22 protein-coding genes, 3 tRNA genes, 1 pseudogene and 1 riboswitch are annotated in these 22,757 nt (G+C 33.9%); of the genes and pseudogenes, 8 read left to right on the top strand and 18 right to left on the bottom strand.

All coding sequences use genetic code 11. The annotated features are described in order from the left end of the window. Positions 1-79: 79 nt before the first annotated feature. From flgK to THYS13_RS12755, 12 genes are all read right to left on the bottom strand, one after another. Positions 80-1,522, bottom strand: a complete 1,443-nt coding sequence (flgK, locus tag THYS13_RS12810; protein WP_042834924.1) for a flagellar hook-associated protein FlgK — start codon at positions 1,520-1,522, stop codon at positions 80-82. 10 nt (positions 1,523-1,532) lie between these two features. Then, positions 1,533-2,009, bottom strand: a complete 477-nt coding sequence (locus THYS13_RS12805) for a flagellar protein FlgN (protein ID WP_042834923.1) — start codon at positions 2,007-2,009, stop codon at positions 1,533-1,535. Positions 2,010-2,025: 16 nt separating this feature from the next. Beyond that, the gene (locus THYS13_RS12800) at positions 2,026-2,301 is read right to left on the bottom strand and encodes a flagellar biosynthesis anti-sigma factor FlgM (RefSeq protein WP_042834922.1); all 276 of its coding nucleotides are present in this window, start codon (positions 2,299-2,301) and stop codon (positions 2,026-2,028) included. Between the two features lie 60 nt (positions 2,302-2,361). Next, entirely contained in the window at positions 2,362-2,781 is a 420-nt protein-coding gene (locus THYS13_RS12795; protein WP_042834921.1) for a TIGR03826 family flagellar region protein, read from the bottom strand. A 37-nt stretch (positions 2,782-2,818) separates the two neighbouring features. After that, positions 2,819-3,508, bottom strand: a complete 690-nt coding sequence (locus THYS13_RS12790; protein WP_042834920.1) for a ComF family protein — start codon at positions 3,506-3,508, stop codon at positions 2,819-2,821. A gap of 124 nt (positions 3,509-3,632) precedes the next feature. Further along, positions 3,633-5,837, bottom strand: a complete 2,205-nt coding sequence (locus tag THYS13_RS12785; RefSeq protein ID WP_042834919.1) for an ATP-dependent RecD-like DNA helicase — start codon at positions 5,835-5,837, stop codon at positions 3,633-3,635. A gap of 198 nt (positions 5,838-6,035) precedes the next feature. Next, positions 6,036-7,223, bottom strand: coding sequence for a methionine adenosyltransferase (metK, locus tag THYS13_RS12780; RefSeq protein WP_042834918.1), 1,188 nt, complete (start codon positions 7,221-7,223; stop codon positions 6,036-6,038). A 61-nt stretch (positions 7,224-7,284) separates the two neighbouring features. Next, positions 7,285-7,389: riboswitch (SAM riboswitch) on the bottom strand. A 473-nt stretch (positions 7,390-7,862) separates the two neighbouring features. Then, complete coding sequence (locus THYS13_RS12775) at positions 7,863-8,366, bottom strand: rubrerythrin family protein (protein WP_003866895.1); 504 nt, start codon at positions 8,364-8,366, stop codon at positions 7,863-7,865. 136 nt (positions 8,367-8,502) lie between these two features. After that, positions 8,503-8,588 (bottom strand) — tRNA-Tyr (locus THYS13_RS12770). 21 nt (positions 8,589-8,609) lie between these two features. Next, a tRNA-Val gene (locus THYS13_RS12765) sits at positions 8,610-8,685 on the bottom strand. Between the two features lie 4 nt (positions 8,686-8,689). Beyond that, a tRNA-Pro gene (locus tag THYS13_RS12760) sits at positions 8,690-8,765 on the bottom strand. 369 nt (positions 8,766-9,134) lie between these two features. Continuing rightward, entirely contained in the window at positions 9,135-9,752 is a 618-nt protein-coding gene (locus THYS13_RS12755; RefSeq protein WP_082990425.1) for a hypothetical protein, read from the bottom strand. A gap of 95 nt (positions 9,753-9,847) precedes the next feature. Here THYS13_RS12755 and yyaC point away from each other — a divergent pair, with 95 nt between their 5' ends. Then, positions 9,848-10,357 carry a spore protease YyaC gene (gene yyaC / locus THYS13_RS12750; RefSeq protein WP_042834915.1) on the top strand — a complete coding sequence of 170 codons (510 nt, stop codon included), beginning with the start codon at positions 9,848-9,850 and terminating at the stop codon, positions 10,355-10,357. Between the two features lie 2 nt (positions 10,358-10,359). Here yyaC and THYS13_RS12745 read toward each other — a convergent pair whose 3' ends face one another. The 5 genes from THYS13_RS12745 to THYS13_RS12725 all read right to left on the bottom strand — a co-directional run bounded on the left by THYS13_RS12745 (position 10,360) and on the right by THYS13_RS12725 (position 16,179). Beyond that, entirely contained in the window at positions 10,360-11,799 is a 1,440-nt protein-coding gene (locus tag THYS13_RS12745; protein ID WP_042834913.1) for a Gmad2 immunoglobulin-like domain-containing protein, read from the bottom strand. A gap of 83 nt (positions 11,800-11,882) precedes the next feature. Beyond that, complete coding sequence (locus THYS13_RS12740; RefSeq protein ID WP_042834912.1) at positions 11,883-13,283, bottom strand: ATP-binding protein; 1,401 nt, start codon at positions 13,281-13,283, stop codon at positions 11,883-11,885. Positions 13,284-13,293: 10 nt separating this feature from the next. After that, positions 13,294-13,971: a response regulator transcription factor gene (locus THYS13_RS12735; RefSeq protein ID WP_042834911.1), complete on the bottom strand. Its 678-nt coding sequence runs from the start codon at positions 13,969-13,971 to the stop codon at positions 13,294-13,296. 52 nt (positions 13,972-14,023) lie between these two features. Continuing rightward, positions 14,024-15,040, bottom strand: coding sequence for a LacI family DNA-binding transcriptional regulator (locus tag THYS13_RS12730; protein WP_042834910.1), 1,017 nt, complete (start codon positions 15,038-15,040; stop codon positions 14,024-14,026). 317 nt (positions 15,041-15,357) lie between these two features. Then, positions 15,358-16,179 (bottom strand): Cof-type HAD-IIB family hydrolase, encoded by an 822-nt coding sequence (locus THYS13_RS12725; protein ID WP_042834909.1) that lies wholly within the window; start codon positions 16,177-16,179, stop codon positions 15,358-15,360. A 221-nt stretch (positions 16,180-16,400) separates the two neighbouring features. On the opposite strand from THYS13_RS12725, the gene THYS13_RS12720 reads away from it, so the two are divergent. From THYS13_RS12720 to panD, 7 genes and pseudogenes are all read left to right on the top strand, one after another. Next, positions 16,401-17,075: a DUF421 domain-containing protein gene (locus THYS13_RS12720; RefSeq protein ID WP_042834908.1), complete on the top strand. Its 675-nt coding sequence runs from the start codon at positions 16,401-16,403 to the stop codon at positions 17,073-17,075. A 2-nt stretch (positions 17,076-17,077) separates the two neighbouring features. Then, complete coding sequence (locus THYS13_RS12715; RefSeq protein ID WP_042834907.1) at positions 17,078-17,461, top strand: DUF4363 family protein; 384 nt, start codon at positions 17,078-17,080, stop codon at positions 17,459-17,461. Between the two features lie 72 nt (positions 17,462-17,533). Further along, a complete protein-coding gene (locus tag THYS13_RS12710) occupies positions 17,534-18,298 on the top strand; it encodes a tRNA (adenine-N1)-methyltransferase (protein WP_042834906.1) in 765 nt (254 codons plus the stop codon). A 197-nt stretch (positions 18,299-18,495) separates the two neighbouring features. Then, positions 18,496-19,390: pseudogene (locus THYS13_RS12705) on the top strand (Rossmann-like and DUF2520 domain-containing protein). Continuing rightward, a complete protein-coding gene (gene panB / locus THYS13_RS12700) occupies positions 19,350-20,174 on the top strand; it encodes a 3-methyl-2-oxobutanoate hydroxymethyltransferase (RefSeq protein WP_042834905.1) in 825 nt (274 codons plus the stop codon). The pseudogene THYS13_RS12705 and the gene panB overlap by 41 nt, the downstream one beginning before the upstream one ends. After that, a complete protein-coding gene (panC, locus tag THYS13_RS12695; RefSeq protein ID WP_042834904.1) occupies positions 20,171-21,046 on the top strand; it encodes a pantoate--beta-alanine ligase in 876 nt (291 codons plus the stop codon). The genes panB and panC overlap by 4 nt, the downstream gene beginning before the upstream one ends. Next, the gene (gene panD / locus THYS13_RS12690; protein ID WP_042834903.1) at positions 21,021-21,377 is read left to right on the top strand and encodes an aspartate 1-decarboxylase; all 357 of its coding nucleotides are present in this window, start codon (positions 21,021-21,023) and stop codon (positions 21,375-21,377) included. Before panC ends, panD begins: the two co-directional genes overlap by 26 nt. A gap of 33 nt (positions 21,378-21,410) precedes the next feature. Here the strand turns inward: panD and THYS13_RS12685 are convergent, their stop codons facing one another. Further along, complete coding sequence (locus THYS13_RS12685; protein ID WP_042834902.1) at positions 21,411-22,748, bottom strand: FAD-dependent oxidoreductase; 1,338 nt, start codon at positions 22,746-22,748, stop codon at positions 21,411-21,413. Between the last annotated feature and the right edge of the window lie 9 nt (positions 22,749-22,757).

Genomic DNA, 22,757 nt, shown 5'->3' with positions numbered 1-22,757 from the left:
TTTACACCTGCCTTAATCTAATACTGTATGGTATTCCTCTTTGGTCTGAGATCCTCCGGCTTCGCCTCAAGATGACATATTATCTTCCTACAATGCCCATCCTATTTATAAGAGTATCTAAAAGTTCATCCATAGCTGTTATCATTCTTGCAGAAGCAGCATAGGATTTCTGATACTTTAACATGTTTGTCATCTCTTCATCTAAAGATACGCCAGATACCGATTGTCTGTTTAAATCAATTTGTTTTACCATGACTTCTTGATTTTTTTGCATTAAATTTGCTTGCTGTGCATCCACTCCAAGATTTGATATTAATGACCTTGCAAAGTCATCAAATGTGGCTCCATTTAGTACCGCATTACCTTGATCCCTTAAAGCAATAAGCTTTAATGCATTTGTGTTATCGCCCGGAAGAGTAGCAGTACTTGATGCAGCAGCTATTTTCTCAAGTCCATCTGCTGCAAGAATATCCGAACTTACTTTAATTAACTTCGCATATTGAACTGTAGAATCATATGGAGTAGTAAAATCAGTAAAAAGCGGAATTCCTGTAGAACCGTCAAGGCCATAACCTGCTTTATGTACTTCATTTATCGCTTGTGCTACACTATACGCCAATTTATTCCATTCACTTATATAATAGGGTACTCCTTTTATTCCGTTGGTGCCATCTCCATCTCTCATATCCAGTAAGCCTTTTAATATACCACTTGAAGGGTTTACAGGTGTTCCTGTTAAATCCCATACGACAGCACCTGTATTATTGAGACTCATCGTAAATGCAGTTGACCCATCTACCAAAGCTTGTCCCGCTATATCAATTCTGAAATTTTTATTGGAGTCTTCATATGTGGTGATGTTGACAAGTTTGGAAAGCTGATCGACAAGGAGATTTCTCTGGTCTCTTAAGTCATTAGCTGTTTGTCCGGTAAGTTCAAATCTATATATTTCATTGTTTAATTTGCTTATTCTGTCGGCATAAGAATTTATTTCTGCTATTCTACTTTGTATGGTAGAATTTAATTCATTCCATTTATCATAAAGATGCTGATATACAATATTAAAAGTATCTGCAAGGGCAATAGCTCGCTCTCTAACTTCCGCTCTTACCGTCAAACTTTCTGGATTCTTGGATAACTCTTGAAGGGAATTAAAAAAGTCATTAAGCACTGTGTTTATTCCGCTAGTTGAAGGTTCGTTAAATATATCTTCAACAGCAGCTAAAACCTGCGCTTTTGTTTCCCATTCACCCAAAAATTTATTTTCCCTTCTGAATTGGCTGTCTAAAAATTGGTCACGGATTTGCCTTATATCCTGTATTTTTACGCCTTCTCCTATGGCTTTTCCCCATTGGTCATACATACCAAAAGTAGTAGGTGGTGCAATTGAGGCCATATCTACTACTTGACGAGTATACCCAGGGGTATTAGCATTAGCAATATTGTGTCCCGTGACATCCAAAGCCTTTTGGCTTACAAACAATCCTGTCTTTGCTATTTCTAATCCTTGAAAAGTAGACATCTTCATCCCCCTATGCCTTTTTGTCAATTAAACTGGTGTACCTTTTTATATTGCCATTATTTCCATAAACACCATCATCACTTTCTAAGGTACTTGATATTGTTTGAATAGAATAGTTTATATATTCTAACGCTTGTTCAATTAAAGCAGCATTTAATTTGTTTCTTTCTTCAAGTTCTTTTAAAATATTAGTCAGATTATATTTGATATCTTTTAGGTTTTCTGCTTCTTCTAAAGAAATTGATTCTATCAGGTCGGTTATTGTCATTTTGCCTTCTATATCAATCTTCTCCAATATATCCTCTCTTTGTTCTTCTAATTCCATAAGTTTTTTTATAAGTTGCTTCTCTATTTGAACTATTTCATCTAATTCTTTTACTTTCCCTGCAATTATAATATCAGTTTTTTTTATCGCTAAGTCTAATAAAACTTTATAAATTTCTGTTTCTCCCCTTAATACATCTACAAGCTTTTGGCTATTAGCCATTGCCAGCACACCCTTTTTAAATTTTTTTATTCAACAATATTCCCTTAAGAATAGCATCCGCCACATCTTCAGCTTTTACATTGTAAGTTCCTGCATTAAGCATTGACTTTATGTTTTCAATCTTTTGATTCTTAATCTTTTCAAATTCATTTGAACTTTGTGCAAGTTTAATTGCTTCTTCTGATATCTCAACCTTATCTTTTATCTCCGCTTTCTTGCTGGTAACCTTTTCTACCGGATCTACTCGATAAACTGACATCATTTTTTCAATATTATTATTATAAATTTTCATTTTTAACACCCCCGTACTACTAGTAATATCGACTTAATAATTCAAAAGTTTAATATAAAATCATTTTTTCTTTTTTTTGTTGTTTTCATAAACGTACAGCCTTTCTCCTGTTTGTTTTTCTTCTTCTTTACTCTCGGATTGAATTGAAAAGCCTTTCATTAATTCTTTCGCTAATTTGGTTTTGCACTCTTCACAAAACCTCCCTGTAAGTATCGGTTTACCGCACCTTTCACATTTAAGACCTATGTTCACATTATTAGAAGTTAGAATCAACCTACCTTCTTTTAAAAAGTCCATTATTTTTTTGGGAGAAACCTGTGTATTTTGAGATATTTCCAGCATGGTAGCTGAGGGATGTGCATCTAAATAATCCCTCACTTTCATAAAATCTTCTTCATCCTCTCTATAGCATACTGGACATAAATCAATTCCTGTATACGTGTAAAGCCTTCCGCACCTTTTACAATTTCTTATTTCCATTTACCTTCATCCCCTTTTTGATACTTCAGACTCCCCATCACATATTTTTTCCAGTTGCTACGGTAGCCACATATACTTCTTTTGCCCCATTTTCTTTTAAGACTTTGGCACACTCGTCCAAAGTAGCACCTGTTGTCAACACATCGTCTACCAGTAACACATTTTTCCCAACAATAGTATCTTTGTAAGTCACTTTAAAAGCACCCTTTACGTTTTCTATCCTCTCTTCTTTGTGCAAGGCTGTCTGGGTTGTTGTATTTCTTACTCTTCTTAACGCCTTAGACATAAAAATATTCAATCGATAAGAAAGTTCTCTTGCCAAAAGTTCTGACTGATTGTAGCCTCTTTCGTCAAGTCTAATTTTGTGAAGAGGAACAGGTACTATGACATCTATAGGCCAGTTCATTTTTTTAACTACATCAGCCATATAGTCTGCAAAAAAAGGCGCCAATTCTCTCTCTTTAAAATATTTGAACCGCCCTATTAAGTCTTTTACAACACCATCGTATTCAAAAGGACTTATATTTTGTTTAAATTCATGACCATGTTCTAAACAATCAGTGCATGTTCCTTTATAGTCTATTGGTTTACCACAAATACAACACCTATTACCCTCAATAAATTTTAATGTGCTTTTGCATTTGTCGCATAAATATCCTGTTTTTATAGCAGTTTTACAAATAATACAGTTTGTTTTCGGTGGAAATAAAAGGTCTAAAAAAATCATTTTTATTGCCCCTTATTGCAATTCACTTTTCTTTTATATTTTATATCGGCATTATTAAATTAAAATTAATTAAAAAATTATCATTTTACAGCAAATTTTCCTCTATTTTGTGTAAAATCGTAATTTAGTTTACATACAAAAGTGCTTTTTTAAGCCTTGAAAGGAGCCCTGAATATCTTTTTGAGATTTTATTGTTATCAATCATAAATTGCAAATATTTCTCTTGACCTACCAAAACAACCAATTTCTTTGCTCTTGTAACGGCAGTGTACAAAAGGTTCCTTGTAAGTAGCATAGGGGGTCCATAAGTAATTGGCATTATGACAACAGGAAATTCACTGCCTTGGCTTTTGTGTACTGTTATAGCATAAGACAAATTCAGTTCATTCAAATCAGAAAAGTCATAAGTGACAAATTTTTCGTCGTCAAAATATACAGTCAATTCCTGTAATTCTTCGTCTATTGATTGAATTATTCCTATATCTCCATTAAACACTCCTTCTCCTTCTTCATCGCCTTTTTTCCATTTTATCTTGTAGTTATTTTTTATTTGCATCACTTTATCCCCCACCCTGAATACAAACTCCTTCAATATTTTTTCGGCTTTAGTTTTGTCATGGGGATTTAATGCTTTTTGTAACTCCAAATTTAAATTGTGAACACCAATTATCCCTTTTCTCATAGGGGTGAGTACTTGAATATCATTAATAGGATGAAATCCATAAGCTTTAGGAAGTCTGTTTATAACAAGTTCCAATATAGTTTTTAATATATCTTCTTGGGTGTTGGCATTTATAAAAAAGAAATCGCTGTTTTTATCATTATAGGTGGGATATTCTCCATTATTTATCTTGTGAGCATTTACTACTATCAAGCTTTGCTTTTGTTGTCTAAAAATTTCTTTTAACCGTATCACTTTTACTATGCCACTGTCTATTATATCTCTTAGGACATTTCCCGCTCCAACAGATGGAAGTTGATCAGCATCCCCTACTAAAATCAGCTTTGTTCCTATAGGTATGGCTTTTAATAGAGCATTCATAAGCAATATATCTACCATTGAAGCTTCGTCAACTATTATAACGTCGTATTTTAATGGGTCTTTTTCATTTTTGTTAAATCCCTTCCCTTCTTCTGAATAAGTATATTCTAAAAGCCTATGAATAGTCTTTGCCTCTTTCCCAGTAGCTTCCGTTATCCTTTTTGCAGCTCTTCCTGTTGGGGCTGCAAGAGCAACTTTTTTACCAGTTTTTTCAAAAATACGTATTATACAATTTATTATCGTAGTCTTTCCTGTGCCTGGGCCTCCCGTTATTACAACAACAGAATTTTTAACAGCTTCTTCTACAGCCAATTTTTGATTTTCCGCCAACAAAATACCTGTTTCTTTTTCAAAATTTCTGATTTCTTTTTGAATATCTATGCCTAAATCTTCATTTTCCAATAGTGTCATGTTAAACAATCTCTCTGCTGTGTGTAATTCAGCCATATAGTAAGGTATATAGTATATTCCTACAGTATCATCTTCAAAAATTTCAATATGTATTTTTTTGTTTTGTATTAAAAGTACAAAAGAATCCTCCACCTCTTCTTCGTTCACTTCTAATAAATTCGCTGTTTCTTTTTTTAACAATTCTTTTGGAACATAAGTATGGCCATTTGCCGCATACTGCATCAAAACATATCGAGTACCAGAAGATATGCGATATAAAGAATGAGGATCAACTCCTAGGCTCTCTGCTATTTTGTCTGCAGTTTTAAATCCTATTCCAAATATATCATCAGCCAATCTGTAAGGGTTTTGCTTAATAATTTCAATCGCATTGTTTCCGTACTCTTTATAAATCTTTATAGCCATTGCAGTAGAAATACCATACCCCTGCAAAAACACCATCACTTCTTTTATGCCCTTTTGCATTTCATAAGCTTCACAAATTCTTTTTATCTTCTCATCGCTTAGACCTTTTATTTCTTTTAATCTTTCTGGTGCAGTTTCAATTATATTCAAAGAATCAACGCCAAACTTTTTTACAATTTTTCTTGCTGTAACAGGACCTATTCCAGGAATTAAGCCAGAAGATAAAAACTTTTCTATTCCCTCTAAAGTGGTAGGAGCCAAGGTTTTATAATTTAAAACCCTAATTTGCTCTCCGTAATCAGGATGTTCTACCCATTCACCTTCAATTTTGATTCTTTCCCCAATGTTTACAAAAGGCATATAACCTACAGCAGTAACTGCTAAACCTTGAGTACTTAATTCTAAAACTGTATAACCATTTTGTTCATTTCTAAAAATTATTTCTTCAACTACACCTTCTATGTCAATCATAGCCGATTCTCCTGTTTTAATTCTTTTCTTTATTTAATTTTACCTTATATTTAAAGCAAATTAAAGCCAATTCATTTCTTTTTCTCAATTTTTGTAGTATAATTAAAGGTAGCGAAGCGTTTATAAAGCATAAATTCTATGGCATTAAAAAAGATAGATAAAAATGCCATAAGCCCGGGTTTACCCGGGCTTTCAAATTTACATTTCTGCCAATTTTCTTAATATATCTACTTTGTCTGTTTTCTCCCATGAGAGGTCTAAGTCGTGTCTTCCAAAGTGGCCATAAGCTGCAACTTGTCTATAAATAGGTCTTCTCAAATCTAAATCCCTAATTATAGCTGCAGGTCTTAAATCGAAAACTTGTTTTACAATTTCCGAAATCTTTTCATCTGGTATCTTGCCTGTACCAAAAGTATCGATACCTATTTCAAGAGGTGTAGCAACACCTATTGCATAAGCCAATTGCACTTCACATTTTTTTGCAAGTCCTGCTGCCACAATATTTTTTGCCACATATCTCGCAGCATAACTTGCAGATCGATCCACTTTCGTCGGGTCTTTACCAGAAAAAGCTCCACCCCCATGCCTTGCATATCCGCCATATGTGTCTACAATAATTTTTCTTCCTGTAAGTCCGCTATCACCTTGAGGTCCACCAATTACAAATCTCCCCGTTGGATTTACAAAAATTTTTGTTTTGTCATCTATCATATTCTCAGGAATTATGGGTTTTATTACATGTTCAATAATATCTCTTTCAATAGCATCATGGTCAATCTCAGGTGCATGTTGAGCTGATACTACAACAGAATCTACCCTCACAGGCTTATCATCTTCATACTCTACTGTTACTTGTGTTTTACCGTCTGGTCTTAAATAGCTTAATGTCCCGTCCTTTCTAACTTCAGCCAGTCTCCTCGCAAGCTTGTGAGCCATCATTATAGGCATAGGCATCAATTCTTCTGTTTCATCGCAAGCAAAACCAAACATTAAACCCTGGTCTCCAGCCCCAATAGCCTCAATTTCCGAATCTGAAAGTTCTCCTCTTTTAGCTTCTAATGCCTTGTCCACACCGAGAGCAATATCAGGAGATTGCTCATCAATAGAAGTGATAACTGCACAAGTGTCAGCATCAAAACCGTATTTTGCTCTTGTGTAGCCAATCTCTTCTACTACTTTTCTCACTACTTTTGGTATATCTACATAGCACTGAGTGGTAATTTCTCCCATTACCATGACCAAACCTGTAGTCACAGCTGTTTCACAAGCAACTCTGGCATAGGGATCTTTTTTCAAAATTTCATCTAATATTGCGTCAGAAATCTGATCGCAGATTTTATCAGGATGTCCCTCAGTAACAGATTCAGATGTAAACAGTTTACGCATTTTATCTCTCTATTCCTCCTTAAAAACAAAATAAAACCCCTTCCAAAAGAAGAGGCACATACCCTCATCTTTCAGAAGCATGCTTCTGAGAGAATTAGCACCTTGTCCTATAGGACAGGTTGCCGGGTTTCATCGGGCTCTTTCCCTCCACCTCTCTTGATAAGAGCATGTTATTAAATTTTCTGATGATTACTATAGCACACTTTATCTATTATGTCAAATATTTTTGCATCAAAAAATAGCAAAATAGCACGATAAAACATGCTCTCAGTTTGTTGACAAAGTTAAAAAATATTCAAAGGAGATATTTTGCATCGTCGCTCCGATGTTCCAAAGCGACAAAACTAAAGCTCGACCTTCAGGTTCCGGCAGGGTACCCCGTCAGGCGGCATCCATGCCTTAAGGTGCCCGCCTTCGCCATCCATGGCTTCGGCCCTGCCTCCACCCTCGGTCTTGCTAAGTTTCCCGGCACTCAAGTAAGCATGCTTGTTTTTTCTATTTTTGTTTTATAAACTTTCTTACTTGAGTGCCGGGCCTCTTTGTAACAAGTCACTCCTTATGCAAAATATCTCCTTTACGAAAGTTTGTCTACAGTCTGAGAGCACGATAAAACATCCTCTTTTCTTTAAAAAATTATATTTAAAATGCTACAAATTTTTCTCCAGGAACTCCACATACAGGACATTTTTCTGGCAATACATCAACAGAGGTATATCCGCAAACAGGACATATGTAAACTTTTGATATCTTTATATCTTCTCCTTTTAATGCTGCTTCTTTTGCTTCAGTGTACAATTTTGCATGTATTTTTTCAGCCTCAATAGCATAATGTATGCTTTTTTTAGCTCCAGATTCCTCTTGAAGTTCTGCAACAGCATTATAAGCAGGATACATCTCTTCTACCTCAAAGGTTTCCCCTTCTATAGCTTTTTCAAGATTTTCTACTGTATTTCCTACTTCTCCAAGAGTTTTGTAGTGATTTGTAGCGTGTACCAATTCAGCATAAGAAATAGCCCTGAAAAGCCTTGCAATATTAGGTTTGCCTTCTTTTTCAGCTACATCAGCAAAAATTTGATATCTCATGTGAGCTTGGCTCTCTCCTGCATAGGCTTCACTAAGGTTATGTCTTGTCATTTCTCTCATAAAAGATTCCTCCTTAATTAAATTTTTATTAATAAATAATTATTTTCTTTTTCAAATAATATTATACTACACTTTTTTACCATGTCAAGATATTTGAAGGAGAAAAATAAAAAAGACCATCCGGTCTTTTTTTCAATGGTGGAGGGAGATGGATTCGAACCATCGAAGGCGACAGCCAACAGATTTACAGTCTGCCCCCTTTGGCCACTTGGGTATCCCTCCACAATATTTAATTTTTGAAAATGGTGGTCGCAATAGGACTTGAACCTATGACCCCCTGCTTGTAAGGCAGGTGCTCTCCCAGCTGAGCTATACGACCACAATGGTCGGGATGGAGGGACTTGAACCCCCGCCCCCATGCTCCCAAAGCACGTGCGCTACCAACTGCGCTACATCCCGACATCAGTGACGAAATAAATTATAATAGAAAAAATGAAATTTCACAATAGGCATAGAAGCTTAAAAATGGCCGTTTTATTGATTTATCGCTTGTAATCTTTAAATTTTTTAAGAATACGTCATATTTTAAACTAATTAATTTAAAATATAAGTAAATAATTTCTTTAATTTCCCCTTCAAGCTGACAAGATTACTGTTTCAACTTTATTTACGCGGCAAATAATAAATGTTAACCAATAAACGCTAAATAAACTTTCGAAAATAGGATATTTTACAATCGGTGCGACTTATGACAAAGCGGCAACAAAACTTAGCAAGGCCAAGGGTGGGGGCAGGATGGCGGAGGCAATTCTAATTTTAAGGAGGGGTTTATTTTTTTGCAAAATATTCATTTGCTATTTCTACAAGATACCTAACATCTTCAGAAGAAAGCTTATTTTTCAATATTTCCATTATTTTGTCATTATCCTTTTGTGTCAAGCCCTTCTGAGCTATTTTCATAATTTCGTTCATATCCTCTGCTCCTAATTTAAGGATAATATTCATTACTTTAATTTTTTGTGAAGGTTCCATCTCATTTTGCACTTGTAAAATCTTTTCTGGAGTAATTATTATGTTGTTATCGCCACTATTTTCCTTTTGCGTTTTTTTGTTATTTTCCAAATCATAAACTTCTCTGCTTTTTTGTTTAAGCAGGTCCTCTAACATTTTCTCTTTGAAAATCCTTACTTTTCTGGCGGTTTCACTTCTTTGATTTCTTTTTGCCATTTCTTTTTCTTCTTTATCTACTTTATCTACTCTTGAACTGGCATTTTGCTCTTCTTCGCAAACCCTCTCATTTTCTTTCGTAAGCTGGATTTCATTTTTATCCCACAAATTTTGTTGAGAGAAATAAATAGGTTCTTCAAACTTTGTCTTCAACATAAACATAGTAGTAAAAAGAGCAATCACAACAATCAAAACTAAATATAATCCTAGCCTCTTCAAGATCAGTCATTCCTTTCAATTAATATTGCATATTCTTATTATTGCTTGCCATAAAAATTTTAATTCAACTTATTTGTAAAGGAGGCTATTTGTAGATGGATGAATTAAGGCTTAAATATGACGACTCAAATGCAATTTATTTTATATCAAATTTTTTAAGTACATATTTAAGTCCTAATTCAATTTTTTTATGTATTGGCACAGACAAATTTATAAGTGATTCCTTAGGGCCTATCGTGGGAAATCTGTTATCAAAATCACTTCCACCAACCTACTTTGTTTATGGCACCTTGAAATCTCCAATCCACGCTATGAACCTAGAAGAGAATATGAAATACATAAAAAAGAAGCATCCTAACAGTAAAATTATAGCCATAGATGCTTCTTTAGGAGACAAAGAAAGTATAGGAAAAATCTCAATAAAAAAAGCCCCACTGTACCCTGGAAAAGGTGTGGGGAAAATGCTGCCTCCTGTTGGAGATATTTCAATAGTAGGTATTGTCGATGTATATGACTCAATTCCTCTAAACTCAGTAAGATTAGGATTTGTATTTGACATAGCCGAAGTAATTACCAAAAGCATCCAATTGTCCTTGAAATACTGAATTCACTTAAGTTTTAATGGAATAGAAACGAGGTTTTGTACAGAACCATCTTTAGGGCTTAAAGAGAAGACCTGAAGAATACCGTTTTGAGGCTCTTTTAAAGGTTTATAAGAGATTATAGCTTCAAAATCTCCCCAAGAAGGAGCAGCAGCAGTAGCTTGTACAAAAGTCTCACTTATGACATTCCCACCGCTGCCAACAAGCCTTATATTTACATTTCCCTCAAATACTCTCGCTTTGCCTATTACTTTAAAAGGACTTGTCACAACATTGTTTCTGACTGGGGACACTACTTTTATATTTGGTTCATAAGATATGTTACTTCTATCAGAAACTATTATAGCCCTTGCTTCTTTATCTTTATTCAATATTATGCCCAACTCATCTCCTATTTTTATTTCCGCAAAGTTTATGTCCCTTTCTGCATATTTAAATCCTCCTTGGCTATCATAACCTACTTTCGCTTGAAAATGTATAATAGCATCAGGCAATACCTTTATATCCGGCCCTACTTGATTTCTTACATCCTGAGAGTCCTGGTATTCTCTTTCAATTGTTATAATCCTGTTTTCATAATCGATATCCTTCACTATACCGTATATAAAAGATTCTCCTTTAAGAGGGTTTGCTTCAGGTATTTGAGTAAACTTGGCTTTAACATTGTCTATAACCCAAATATAGTTACTTCCTTTACCAAGGGGCTGAACCAATGTTATGTTATACATTTTATTATCGTGTATCGCCTCTACATAAGCTACACCATTGTTTTCATCTTTTAAAGTCAAATCATCTTCACTTCCAATCCCTATTATTCCGCCTTCTTTTCTAAGAAGTTGAATAGGATCAAAACGCCATGTTTCTTTTCCTAAATCTGCTCTTTCCTGTAATTTCTTTATCCTATCTGGGTTATTATATACCTCTCCTATTAAGACTATTCTTTTTAAAGGTTCTAAACCTATTTTGTATTTTCCTACCGCGTCAACTTTATTTCCTTCTACTAGTATTTGAACACTGTCAACTCCGGGTATATCGGTCAACGAATTTACCAATGCAGCAACTCTTAATTTGTCTATTTCTTCATCTTCACTATCTTGTAAAAATTCTTTGGATAAATTTACAAAAGCAGTTCCGTCCTGTAATTCTATAGAGATTAGCTTTGTACCATTAGGAAATACCGGTTTTGCGTATTCATCTGCCGGCCCTTTAATCATTTCAGTTACAACTTGTTTTAAAACATCTGAATCCTTAGAAATAAGTCTTTTTTCTAAAATAAGTCCATTCATTTTATCATTTAAAAAATAAAGAGAAATCTCTTTTGACACGTCTTGTACCATAGGCTTTGGATTTATAGGAGTATTTTCATTATTGCTATTAACTCTCGCAAAACACCCCGACAGCGTCAAAATAAATAAACCTATCAATACTAGGACAATTCTTTTCACTTTTATTCCCTCCCTTTAGTTTAATTTTACTATACTTTTGTTACACAAACATTAAATAAACATAAAAAAATCATTAAAAAAGCTTAATTCCTCTTCTTTTTGGGGAGGGAAATTTTAAATACTGTTCCTTCTCCTGCTTTACTTTCCACTGTGACTTTGCCTTCATGGATATCTATTATCTCTTTAGCAATAGCAAGCCCTAAGCCAAAACCACCACTTTTTTTAGACCTTGCAGTATCTCCCCTTGTAAACCTGTCAAATATTTTGGGAAGCGTTTCTTCACTTATACCAATCCCATTATCCTTTATCGTAAGGTAAATATTGTTTTCATCTTCTTCTAAACCTACTATCACATTTCCTCCATCATGAGTATATTTTATCCCATTTTCTACAATGTTATAAACCATCATATAAAACCTGTCGGGATCAACTTCTGCAAAAACATTATTTTTTCCTTTAAATTCAAGGTTTATTTCTTTCGCTTTTGCAAGAGGAAGAAGACTTTCTATTACATCTAATATAATTTCACTAATCTCACTTTTTCTAACTTTTACCGTTTTAATCCTATCCATTCGTGCTAATTCTAACAAGTCATTAACCAATCTTGTCATCCTATCCAATTCTCCATCTACATCCCTCAATATTTCTTTATAAAATTTTATATCTTGATTTTTGCTATTTATGAGAGATTCTATCAACACTTTTACAGATGCCAGAGGAGTTTTTAGTTCATGAGAAGCATCTGAAACAAATCTTTTCCGCTCTTCATCTATTTTCATTAAATTGAAACTCATCTTATTAAAAGCATTAGCCAATTTCCCAATTTCATCATTGCTTTTTGCCTCAACTTTATAGTCTAATTTCCCTTGAGATAAAATATTTGCTGCTTCTGTTAATCGTTTTAAAGGATTAGTAATGTAAGAAGCCACTAAAAGGCTTAAAAGGCTTACCAAAAATCCAATACCTGTAAAAGTATATATCATGCGATATTTTATAGAGTTTAACAGGTTTATTATGTCATCTATAGAAGAAGATATAAGTATTGCCCCTACTACATTGTTTTTTGCTATAACGGGGACTGCAGTATACATCGCCCAACCTACCCCATTTATGTCATGAATACTTGTAGAACCCTTGCCATTTAAAGCCTCTTTTATATCGCTGTAATCCTTTATTACTTTTCCTTCAAATTCTTTTGAGGAAGCAGAATCTACCAATACTTTTCCATTTATATTAGTAAAAAGTATTCTTGAACTTATTTGTTTTGCATACTCCATTATAGTGGGCTCAATCAAATAAGAAGAAGAGGTACCTACAAATCTTGATACAAAATTAGATACCATATTGGCTTGCATTAAATTATTGACTCTGACATTGTCTAAATAGCTTTTTTCAATATAACGGTAAAGATAAAACCCAGTTAATGCCAACGAAATTATTAAAATTATCAAATATAATGAAAAGATTTTCCACCTTAAACTCATTTTATCACCTTTACTTCATATAGTATCCTGCACCCCATTTGGTGAAAATATATTGAGGATTTGCAGGGTCATCTTCAATTTTCTCTCTAAGTTTTCTCACATGCACTGTAACAGTATTAGTATCACCGTAAAAATCAAATCCCCATATCAAGTCTAACAATTTATCTTTCGTATAGACTTTCCCTGGATTAGAAGCTAACAACACTAAAATTTCAAATTCTTTATTTGTAAGCTCAATTCTCTTGCCTCTCTTGTAAGCTGCTCTTTCTGGAATATTTATATAAAGTTCTCCTCTTCTTATTTCGTCTTTCCTTTTAGTATAAGGATTTGTAGCTCTTCTTAAAAGTGCTCTTATTCGCGCAATAAGCTCTCTAGTATTAAAAGGTTTCGCTAAATAATCATCAGCTCCTATTTCTATCCCTATAATCTTGTCAATATCATCTCCTCTTGCAGTAAGCATAATTATAGGAATATTTGAAAAACTCCTTATCTCTCTACATACCGAAAAACCGTCTAATTTAGGAAGCATAATATCTAAAATTACAAGGTCATAGTTTCCCAAACGGACCTTATCAAGCCCTTCCTCTCCATCGTAGGCAGTATCAACTTCAAACCCTTCTTCTTCTAAAGAAAGTTTTAAACCTTTTACAAACATTTCTTCATCGTCTATAATCAACAATTTTTCCATGTAACCCCTCCTGACGCCAGTATACCATAATAATTTACAAAAAAAAATAGCCTTAACGGCTATTTTTTTCTTCTCCAAAGCCAGTAGATTCTCTTACAATCAACTGATGAGGCAAAATAACATGCATTTCTTCAATAGGTTCTTTTGCCAAAAGCTTAGTTAAAAGCCTCATGCTCACAGCCCCTATGTCATATGCAGGCTGTTGTATTGTAGTAATGGTAGGCCTAAATATAGTAGAAATATAAGTATTGTCAAAACCTACTACATGAATGTCTTCTGGTACTTTGAGATTTGAGTCAAATATGGCATTTATGGCAGCAGCAGCCATATCATCTGATGCTGCAAACACTGCATCTACTTTGTATTCCAAAAGCTTTAGCATAGCTAAATACGCTTTGCGAGTTTTAAACTCTCCTTCCACTACTAATTCAGGGTCATATTTTATGCCGTGTTCTTCTAAAGCTTTTTTGTAACCTTCAATCCTTTGAAGCCCTCCTATAGGGTCATGCATAGGGCCTGAAATCACACCTATTTTCTTATGCCCTAAAGAAATCAAATATTTTACGGCGTCGTATGCGGCTTTTTCATTGTCAATCATAACACTAGGAAATCTCTTATCTTTGTCCTGAGTACCTGCCATCACCACTGGTACACCAAACTCGTTAAACGTTTGTATAACACTATCCCTTACAACATCCCCCATAAAGATAATCCCGTCTACTTGCTTTTCTCCTAATATTTCTATATATTTGACTTCTTTTTCCTCTTTTTGGTCAGTATTACACAAAAATATGTTATAATTATACATCGCCGCAATATCCTCTATCCCTCTAACTACCTCAGGATAGAAAGTACTAGAAATATCCGGAACTATAAGCCCTATAGTATGAGTCTTTTGGATCTTTAAACTACGAGCTAACGCATTAGGCTTATATCCAGTCTTTTTTATAGCCTCTAATACTCTCTGCCTCGTCTCGTCTGTAACAACAGCACTGTTATTTAACACTCTAGAAACCGTAGCAATCGAAACCTTTGCTTCCCTCGCCACATCTTTTATCGTTGCACTCATAGCACATCACTCCCAGGATTAATCGTTTTCGCTTTATGTTATTTTACTTTTTAAAAAGAATTTTGTCAATAGATTTTTTCAATTTTTTTCATTCATTTTCATGAATTTTTTTGACTGACTCATCTTTTAACTCTCTTTTTTGTTCTTTTTCGCAAAATAGAGGCAAAAAAGAGAATAACATATATAAAATCCCAACAAATATAATAACCAAGCTGATAAATTTTATAACAATACCTTCCATGGTCATCACCTAAATAAAAAAATATATTACCGCCCTCGCGGTAATATATTTTATTCCCTTTTGTTTAAACTTGTTACTATACAGCTACTGTCTTTTTATTTAAGAAAAATTTATCTATTACATGAGCAACTCCATCTTCATCATTTGATAAAGTTGTATAATCCGCTTTTATCTTTACAATGTCAGGAGCGTTACCCATAGCTATTCCCAATCCTGCATATTCTATCATTGACAGGTCATTTAGATTATCCCCAATTGCCACTACCTGCTCTCTTTTTATACTGTACATATTGGCAAGAGTTTTTAAAGCATTTCCCTTGCTTACTCCTTTTGCATTAATCTCTAAATGCCCTCCTCCAGAACTAGAAATGGTCAATCTTTTTGAAATTTCGTCGTAAATTTCTGCATCAATAGAAATAGGATTTTTAATATCATTCAACGCATAGATCTTAGCCGTTACACTTCCCGTCTTTTTAAGAAATTCCTCCAGATTCCCCACCGAATTTACAGTAACATTGTTAAAAGAAAGGTACCACTCTACTCTATCAGTTATTTCTTCCACGTATAACTCATCATCAATATAGAGGTTAATATGGTATCCACTTTCTTTTAACAATCTTATTGCAAATATTGCATCTTCTGTCTGTATAGGACTGTAATAGTACACCTTTTTAGTATAAATATCTTTTATTAAAGCACCATTATAAGAAATCACTGGAGCATTAATATTAAGCTCATAAGCATAAGGTAGGATAGAAGAAAACATACGTCCAGTCGCAATAGTAAAAATGACTCCCCTTGAAATCACCTCTTTTATTGCTTCTTTATTTTTATCAGAGATTTCAGAATTGCTATTTAACAAGCTCCCATCAGCATCTGTGACAAAAAGTTTATACATATTCTTCAACCCCTATTTTTTATTTATCCCTCCTCTATATTATAACAGTTTGTAAATTTACATACTATATCATAAATTGTTATAAAACGTTACCATTGAAAATTTTACATTACAAAAAGTTTTTTAACAAAGTTTTATGAGAAATATTGAAATAAATGTAAATGAATATTTTCAAAACCCTCCAACAATACTAAATATGAAGACTTAGAAAGGGTGACATTATGTTAATACTGTTTTTCCGTACCTTAATTTTATACGTTCTGGTAGTAATATTTATGAGAATTTCAGGAAAACAGCAAATAGGACAACTTCAACCCTACGAGTTAGTTGTAGCAATCATGATAGCAGACTTAGTAGCCATCCCTATGCAAAATAAAGGGATTCCTCTTTTATCAGGCATTATACCTGTCTTAACACTTCTAGTTTCACAACTTTTTTTATCTTACTTATCAATGAAGAGTTTAAGGGCAAGAGCTATAATTTGTGGTACACCTACTATTTTAATTGAAAAAGGAAAAATTCTAACATCAGAGCTCCAAAAAGAACGCTACAATATAAATGACCTTTTGGAAGAATTGAGAGTAAAAGGTTACCCTAATATAGCCGATGTGGAATATGCAATACTTGAAACAAATGGTAATTTAAGTGTGATACCAAAAAGTGACAAGAAACCTGTTACTCCTCAAGACTTAAATTTAACTCCTCAATATGAGGGATTGCCACTTCCTATAATAATAGACGGAAGAATTATGCATCAAAATATGCAGAAAGCAAGTATTGACATGGAATGGTTAAATGAACAGCTCAAAATGTGGAAAATACAAAATGTCAAAGAAGTACTTTTTGCCTCTTTAGATACCAATAAAGTTTTGACTGTTTACAGAAAGGAAGGTTAAATGTGCGATATGTAGTTCCTTTGATGATATCTATTGTTATTTTCGTCCTATTTTTAGATATTATATCTTTTAAATACCTTGATAAAACCTCTGAAAATTTAAATAAAATGCTGACAGCAGTACAGCAAAACATAGAAAAAGAACATTGGGAAGAAGCAAAAAAAAACATTGAAAAGGCAGAAAAAGAATGGAAAAAGATAGATAAAAAATGGGCAATTCTAATAGAACATAGAGAGATTGATGAGATAGAAATAAACATGGAAAAGTTAAAAAGTTATGTAGAGACGAAAAACAAAGATTTAAGCATGGCACAGCTTAAAGCTATTAAAATGTTAATAAGGCATATACCTCAAAATGAAAAACCGATTCTTGAAAATATCCTTTAATCTATAACTTTATAAAACAATGTGTTATAATATAGGCATAAAAACCCTTTTAAAAGAAAGGGGGAACAAATTGTGGATTCAAAAATCACTACAAAACGAGTAATAATAGGGCCAGATAATTTTAAAAAAGTAGTCGATCTATCCTCTCCCTCTAAAATAGGACTACCAAAAGGTCAAATTGATACATATTTTTTGTCCCAAATAAAACCTGGCAATAGCTTTGAAGTACAAGGAATAAAATATCACGTGCTTAACTGCGATACTTTTGACTACATAATGCACTCCTTAAAGCGCCAAACACAAATTGTCTATCCAAAAGAGGGAGCTTACATAGCAATGCGCCTTGACATTTTTCCAGGCAAAAGAGTAGGTGAAGCAGGAACAGGTTCTGGAGCTTTCACTGTATACCTCTCTCGCGCAGTGGGACCGTATGGAAGAGTATATACATATGAACAAAGGGAAGAATTTTATAAGCTTGCACAAAAAAATCTCAGCGAATTTTTAGAATTTGACAATGTCATTATGTACAATAAATCTATAAATGATGGAATCAAAGAAAGAGATTTGGATGCATTTTTCTTAGATGTTAGAAAACCATGGGAAGTTTTAGAAGAAGTAAGAAAAGCACTAAAACTTGCAGGACACTTAGGAATATTAGTTCCCACTATAAATCAGGTATCTGAAAGTTTGACTTCACTTGAAAAAAATGGGTTTTATGTTTCAGAAGTCAGTGAAATTATGCTTAGAAAATATAAATTAATCCCTCAGCGGTTAAGGCCAGAAGACCTGATGGTAGGTCACACAGGTTATCTCATTTTTGCAAGGAAGCTAGAATAGTAATTGTCTTTATTGACTACAAAACCCCATTGTGCTATTTTAAAAGTGGTGGTATCTCTATAGAACCACACACTTCATAAAAACTTAATAGGGCTTATATGCCCCGCCAGGATCACAAGACCGGGACGGGAAATAAAGAAGATTTACCTTCCCATCGGTGGAAGGTTTTTTGTCTTAATTAAAAGGAGGGAAAACTATTGAAAATTGGATTTGTCGGGGCTGGCGTTGTAGGAACAAGCCTCGCTTTTTTGTTATCCCAAAATGGTATTAATATTTCAGGTTTTTTAAGCAGGAATTTAGAATCAGCCAAAAAATCAGCTGAATTTACACAATCCAGCGTCTTTTCTTCTTATCAAGAGGTCATCACAAATTCTGATGTAATTATAATAAGCACAAATGACAACAGCATACCAGAAGTAGTAAATAATTTAAGTCAGTACAAGGAAATGCTTAAAGAAAAAACTTTTGCTCATTTAAGTGGAGCTTTAAATTTAGAAGTTTTAAACCCTCTTAAAAAAGATGAAAATAATTTTATCATGGTATTACATCCTATACAAACGTGCCCCTCTGTATCATCATCTTTAGAACTTCTTCCAAAATCCTATTTCACTTTAGAAGGGGATGAAAAAGCAGTTGAAATTGGAAAAGAAATTGTAAATAAAATATCAGGTAAATACATAGTTTTAAACAATATAGTAAGACCCCTTTATCATGCTGCTTGTGTTGTAGCCTCAAATTACCTTGTAGCTCTTTCAAAATTTAGTTTGCTTCTTCTAAAAGAATCAGGTTTTCCTTTTGAAAATTATCCTGATGCCTTAATCCCTTTAATGGAGGGAACTTTAAAAAATATAAAAGAAAAAGGCACAACTGATGCTTTGACAGGTCCTATAGCAAGAGGGGATGTAAACACTATAAAACTTCATCTTGAAAATATAAAAGATCCAAGTCTTGAAGAGCTTTATAAAAGTTTGGGTAAATTAACTCTTGAGATTGCTTATGAAAAAGGAAGTTTTAACGATGAAAAATATTTTGAATTGGAGGGTATATTAAAATGGTGGAAAAAGTAACAACTCTCACACTAAGGAAATTTAAGAAAGAAGGAAGAAAGATTGTAGCTTTAACTGCTTATGACTTCCCCACAGCTAAAATCCTCGACAATTGCGGAATTGACATGATTTTAGTAGGAGATTCCCTTGGAATGGTGGTTTTAGGATACCAAAGCACAATACCTGTCACAATGGAGGACATGATACATCACACAAAAGCCGTCTCAAGGGCAGTAAATCGTGCTTTTGTAGTTGCCGACATGCCTTTCATGTCATATCACATATCAAAAGAACAGGCTATGACAAATGCTGCAAAGCTTATTGCAGAAGGTGGAGCTCACGCCGTAAAGTTGGAGGGTGGAGAAGAAATAGCTTCTATAGTCAAAGCCATAGTAGATGCAGGAATACCGGTGGTAGGCCATCTCGGACTTACTCCTCAATCAGTACATCAATTGGGAGGATATAAAGTTCAAGGCAAAGAAAAAGAGAAAGCCAAAAAAATTTTTAACGATGCAAAAATATTAGAACAAGCTGGCATATGTGCCCTGGTGCTTGAAAGCATCCCAATGGAGCTTGCAAAAGACATTGCAGAAAATATTTCAGTTCCAACTATTGGAATAGGAGCAGGTCCTTACTGCGATGGCCAAATCCTCGTCATCCATGACATGTTAGGTATAACACAAGGTCATAGGCCTAAATTTGTAAAACAATACGCTGATATTGAAAAAATAATGATAGAGGGCATAAATGCCTACATTAAAGAAGTACAACAAGGTTTATTTCCAGATGAAGAACATTCTTTTACTTTAGAAAAGAGGGAGAATAAATGATAGTAACAGAAAAAATTAGTGATGTAAGAAATATAATTAAAAAACAAAAACTATCAAGCAAAAAAGTTGGACTTGTACCTACAATGGGATATTTGCACGAAGGCCACTTGTCCCTCGTAAGAATTGCAAAAAATCATTCAGATTTTGTAGCTGTAAGCATATTTGTAAATCCAATTCAATTCGGACCTAATGAAGACTTTGATAGATATCCTCGAGACTTGGAAAGGGATTTAAAACTTCTTGAAAAAGAAGGATGTGACCTTGTTTTTGCTCCTTCTGTAGAGGAAATGTATCCTTCTGAACTTCTCACGACAGTAAATGTAGATAAAATCACTGATAAACTTTGTGGAGCTTTCAGGCCCGGGCATTTTAAAGGTGTCACAACAGTTGTGGCAAAATTATTTAACATTTTTACACCTGACATCGCAGTTTTCGGACAAAAAGACGCCCAACAAGTTGCAGTAATAAAGAAAATGGTGGAAGACTTAAATTTCCCTGTAGAAATAATTAAAGCGCCTATTGTAAGAGAAGTTGATGGTCTAGCAATGAGTTCGAGAAATGTCTATTTAAATTCTGAAGAAAGAAAAGCAGCTTTAATACTTTCGAAATCTTTAAAAGAAGCTGAAAAATTACTTCTAAATGGCGAAAGAAATGCTAATACTATAATAAAAAAAGTAAATGAAGTCTTAAACTCAGAGCCTTTATGCAAAGTGCAATATGTCTCCTGCGTTCATCCTGATACATTAGAAGACTTAACTTATATAAAAGATAAAGCACTTATTGCAATAGCTTGCTTTATTGGGACAACAAGGCTTATAGATAATATATTGTGGGAGGAAAAATATAATGCAAAGGTTTATGATGAAATCTAAAATACACAGAGCAATTGTAACAGATGCCAACTTAAATTACCAGGGTTCTATAACAATTGATAAAAATTTAATGGAACTTGCTGATATACTGCCAAATGAAAAAGTACAAGTTTTAAACATCAACAGCGGTGCACGATTTGACACTTACGCAATAGAAGGCGAAAGAGGCTCAGGTACAATATGCATAAACGGCGCAGCAGCAAGACTATGTCAGGTAGGCGATATAATCATTATAATATCTTATGCAATAATGGAGGATGAGGAAGCCAAAAATTACATGCCCAAGGTAATATTTGTAGAGGAAAATAATAAACCTGTAAATAAAATTTAATGGTAAATGTATATATTTAATGTACCTTTACCATTAAATATAAGCTCCCTGTTTTAATAAAATATTTCTCAAAGTCCCTATATCAACATTCCAAACTTTTATATCTTCTTTTGCTGCTATACTTGCTGCCGTACCTGCCGCCTGTCCCGTTGCCATAGCAATTGGTGAAACTCTTATTGCTGCATTTGCTTCATGAGTAGAAGATATGCATCTACCTGACACAAGTAAATTATCTACTTTTTTACTATACAAACATCTGTATGGTATGTCGTAATCACTTCCCTCTTTAAGTTTCATATAAACAACGCCCTCACCTTCCGGTGAATGTATATCAACAGGGTAACCGCCTTTTGCAATACAGTCATCAAAACGTTTATTTGAAATAAGGTCTTCAGCTGTTAATATATATTCACCAACTATCTTTCTAGTTTCTCTCACTCCAATTTGCGGGCCTGTTGAAATTAATATACTATTTTCAAAACCAGGTATTCTTTTTTTCATAAAGTTAAACAACTCAATGGCTTGGCTTCTGCCGATTATTTCACCTTTAGTTAAATCCTTTATATCTGTACCATTTAGCCTTTGTACCCTTGTCATGTTTACTATAACTTCACCTGGTGTATTTGTTTCAAAAAATAGCACCATGTCTCTTTCAAAACTTATTTCTCCTTTTTTTCTTGCTTCTTTTAATATATAATAAAAGCCGTTTACCGATAATCTTTTTGCTTTTATGATTTTTTCTTTATCTACCATTCTAAATTCAGCTGGATTATTTAGCATATATTCTTTTATTTTTTGTATATCTACATTGCCTATTCTGACATTCATTGTCATCGGTTGTGTCAAGTTATCCTGGGGTCTTCCTAATAAATAATTGACTCCACATCTTATAGCAAGGTCTGCATCTCCTGTTGAATCTATATAAATTTTGCTTTTTATAGTCATTTCCCTTGATTTGTTCACAATTTTAATTGATTTTATCTTGCTTCCATCCATTTCAACGTCCGACAAATAGCTGTGATATAATATTTCTACACCGCTATCTATTAGCATCTTCTCTAAAATGTATTTCATGAGTTCTACATCAAAGGGTGTTACAGTGTTTACAAATCCAGTTGTATCTATTACGTGCCCAGGACTTCCCCCTATTTTTACAAGATTATCTACTATCTCTTGTGGTATTCCTCTTACAACCTGTCTATCGCCCGCATGAAAAGTCATCATAGGACCAACGCCCATATTTGTAAGTGAACCGCCAGGAAATCCATATTGTTCAATTAATAGAGTTTGAGCTCCATTCCTTGCAGATGCTATTGCTGCAACTGTTCCTGATACGCCACCACCAATAACAACTACGTCATATAATTTCACTATCATCAC

The sequence above is a fragment of the Thermoanaerobacter sp. YS13 genome (genome assembly GCF_000806225.2).
GTDB lineage: Bacteria > Bacillota > Thermoanaerobacteria > Thermoanaerobacterales > Thermoanaerobacteraceae > Thermoanaerobacter > Thermoanaerobacter uzonensis.
Note: the sequence above shows the minus strand (reverse complement) of the source record. Positions and strands in the feature narration are given on the sequence as shown.

Bases quoted from the DNA above. Each gene is read 5' to 3' on its own strand.
- flgK (WP_042834924.1), bottom strand. From the start codon at position 1,522: ATGTCTACTTTTCAAGGATTAGAAATAGCAAAGACAGGATTGTTTGTA.
- THYS13_RS12805 (WP_042834923.1), bottom strand. From the start codon at position 2,009: ATGGCTAATAGCCAAAAGCTTGTAGATGTATTAAGGGGAGAAACAGAA.
- THYS13_RS12800 (WP_042834922.1), bottom strand. From the start codon at position 2,301: ATGAAAATTTATAATAATAATATTGAAAAAATGATGTCAGTTTATCGA.
- THYS13_RS12795 (WP_042834921.1), bottom strand. From the start codon at position 2,781: ATGGAAATAAGAAATTGTAAAAGGTGCGGAAGGCTTTACACGTATACA.
- THYS13_RS12790 (WP_042834920.1), bottom strand. From the start codon at position 3,508: ATGATTTTTTTAGACCTTTTATTTCCACCGAAAACAAACTGTATTATT.
- THYS13_RS12785 (WP_042834919.1), bottom strand. From the start codon at position 5,837: ATGATTGACATAGAAGGTGTAGTTGAAGAAATAATTTTTAGAAATGAA.
- metK (WP_042834918.1), bottom strand. From the start codon at position 7,223: ATGCGTAAACTGTTTACATCTGAATCTGTTACTGAGGGACATCCTGAT.
- THYS13_RS12775 (WP_003866895.1), bottom strand. From the start codon at position 8,366: ATGAGAGAAATGACAAGACATAACCTTAGTGAAGCCTATGCAGGAGAG.
- yyaC (WP_042834915.1), top strand. From the start codon at position 9,848: ATGGATGAATTAAGGCTTAAATATGACGACTCAAATGCAATTTATTTT.
- THYS13_RS12740 (WP_042834912.1), bottom strand. From the start codon at position 13,283: ATGAGTTTAAGGTGGAAAATCTTTTCATTATATTTGATAATTTTAATA.
- THYS13_RS12735 (WP_042834911.1), bottom strand. From the start codon at position 13,971: ATGGAAAAATTGTTGATTATAGACGATGAAGAAATGTTTGTAAAAGGT.
- THYS13_RS12730 (WP_042834910.1), bottom strand. From the start codon at position 15,040: ATGAGTGCAACGATAAAAGATGTGGCGAGGGAAGCAAAGGTTTCGATT.
- THYS13_RS12725 (WP_042834909.1), bottom strand. From the start codon at position 16,179: ATGTATAAACTTTTTGTCACAGATGCTGATGGGAGCTTGTTAAATAGC.
- THYS13_RS12720 (WP_042834908.1), top strand. From the start codon at position 16,401: ATGTTAATACTGTTTTTCCGTACCTTAATTTTATACGTTCTGGTAGTA.
- panB (WP_042834905.1), top strand. From the start codon at position 19,350: ATGGTGGAAAAAGTAACAACTCTCACACTAAGGAAATTTAAGAAAGAA.
- panC (WP_042834904.1), top strand. From the start codon at position 20,171: ATGATAGTAACAGAAAAAATTAGTGATGTAAGAAATATAATTAAAAAA.
- panD (WP_042834903.1), top strand. From the start codon at position 21,021: ATGCAAAGGTTTATGATGAAATCTAAAATACACAGAGCAATTGTAACA.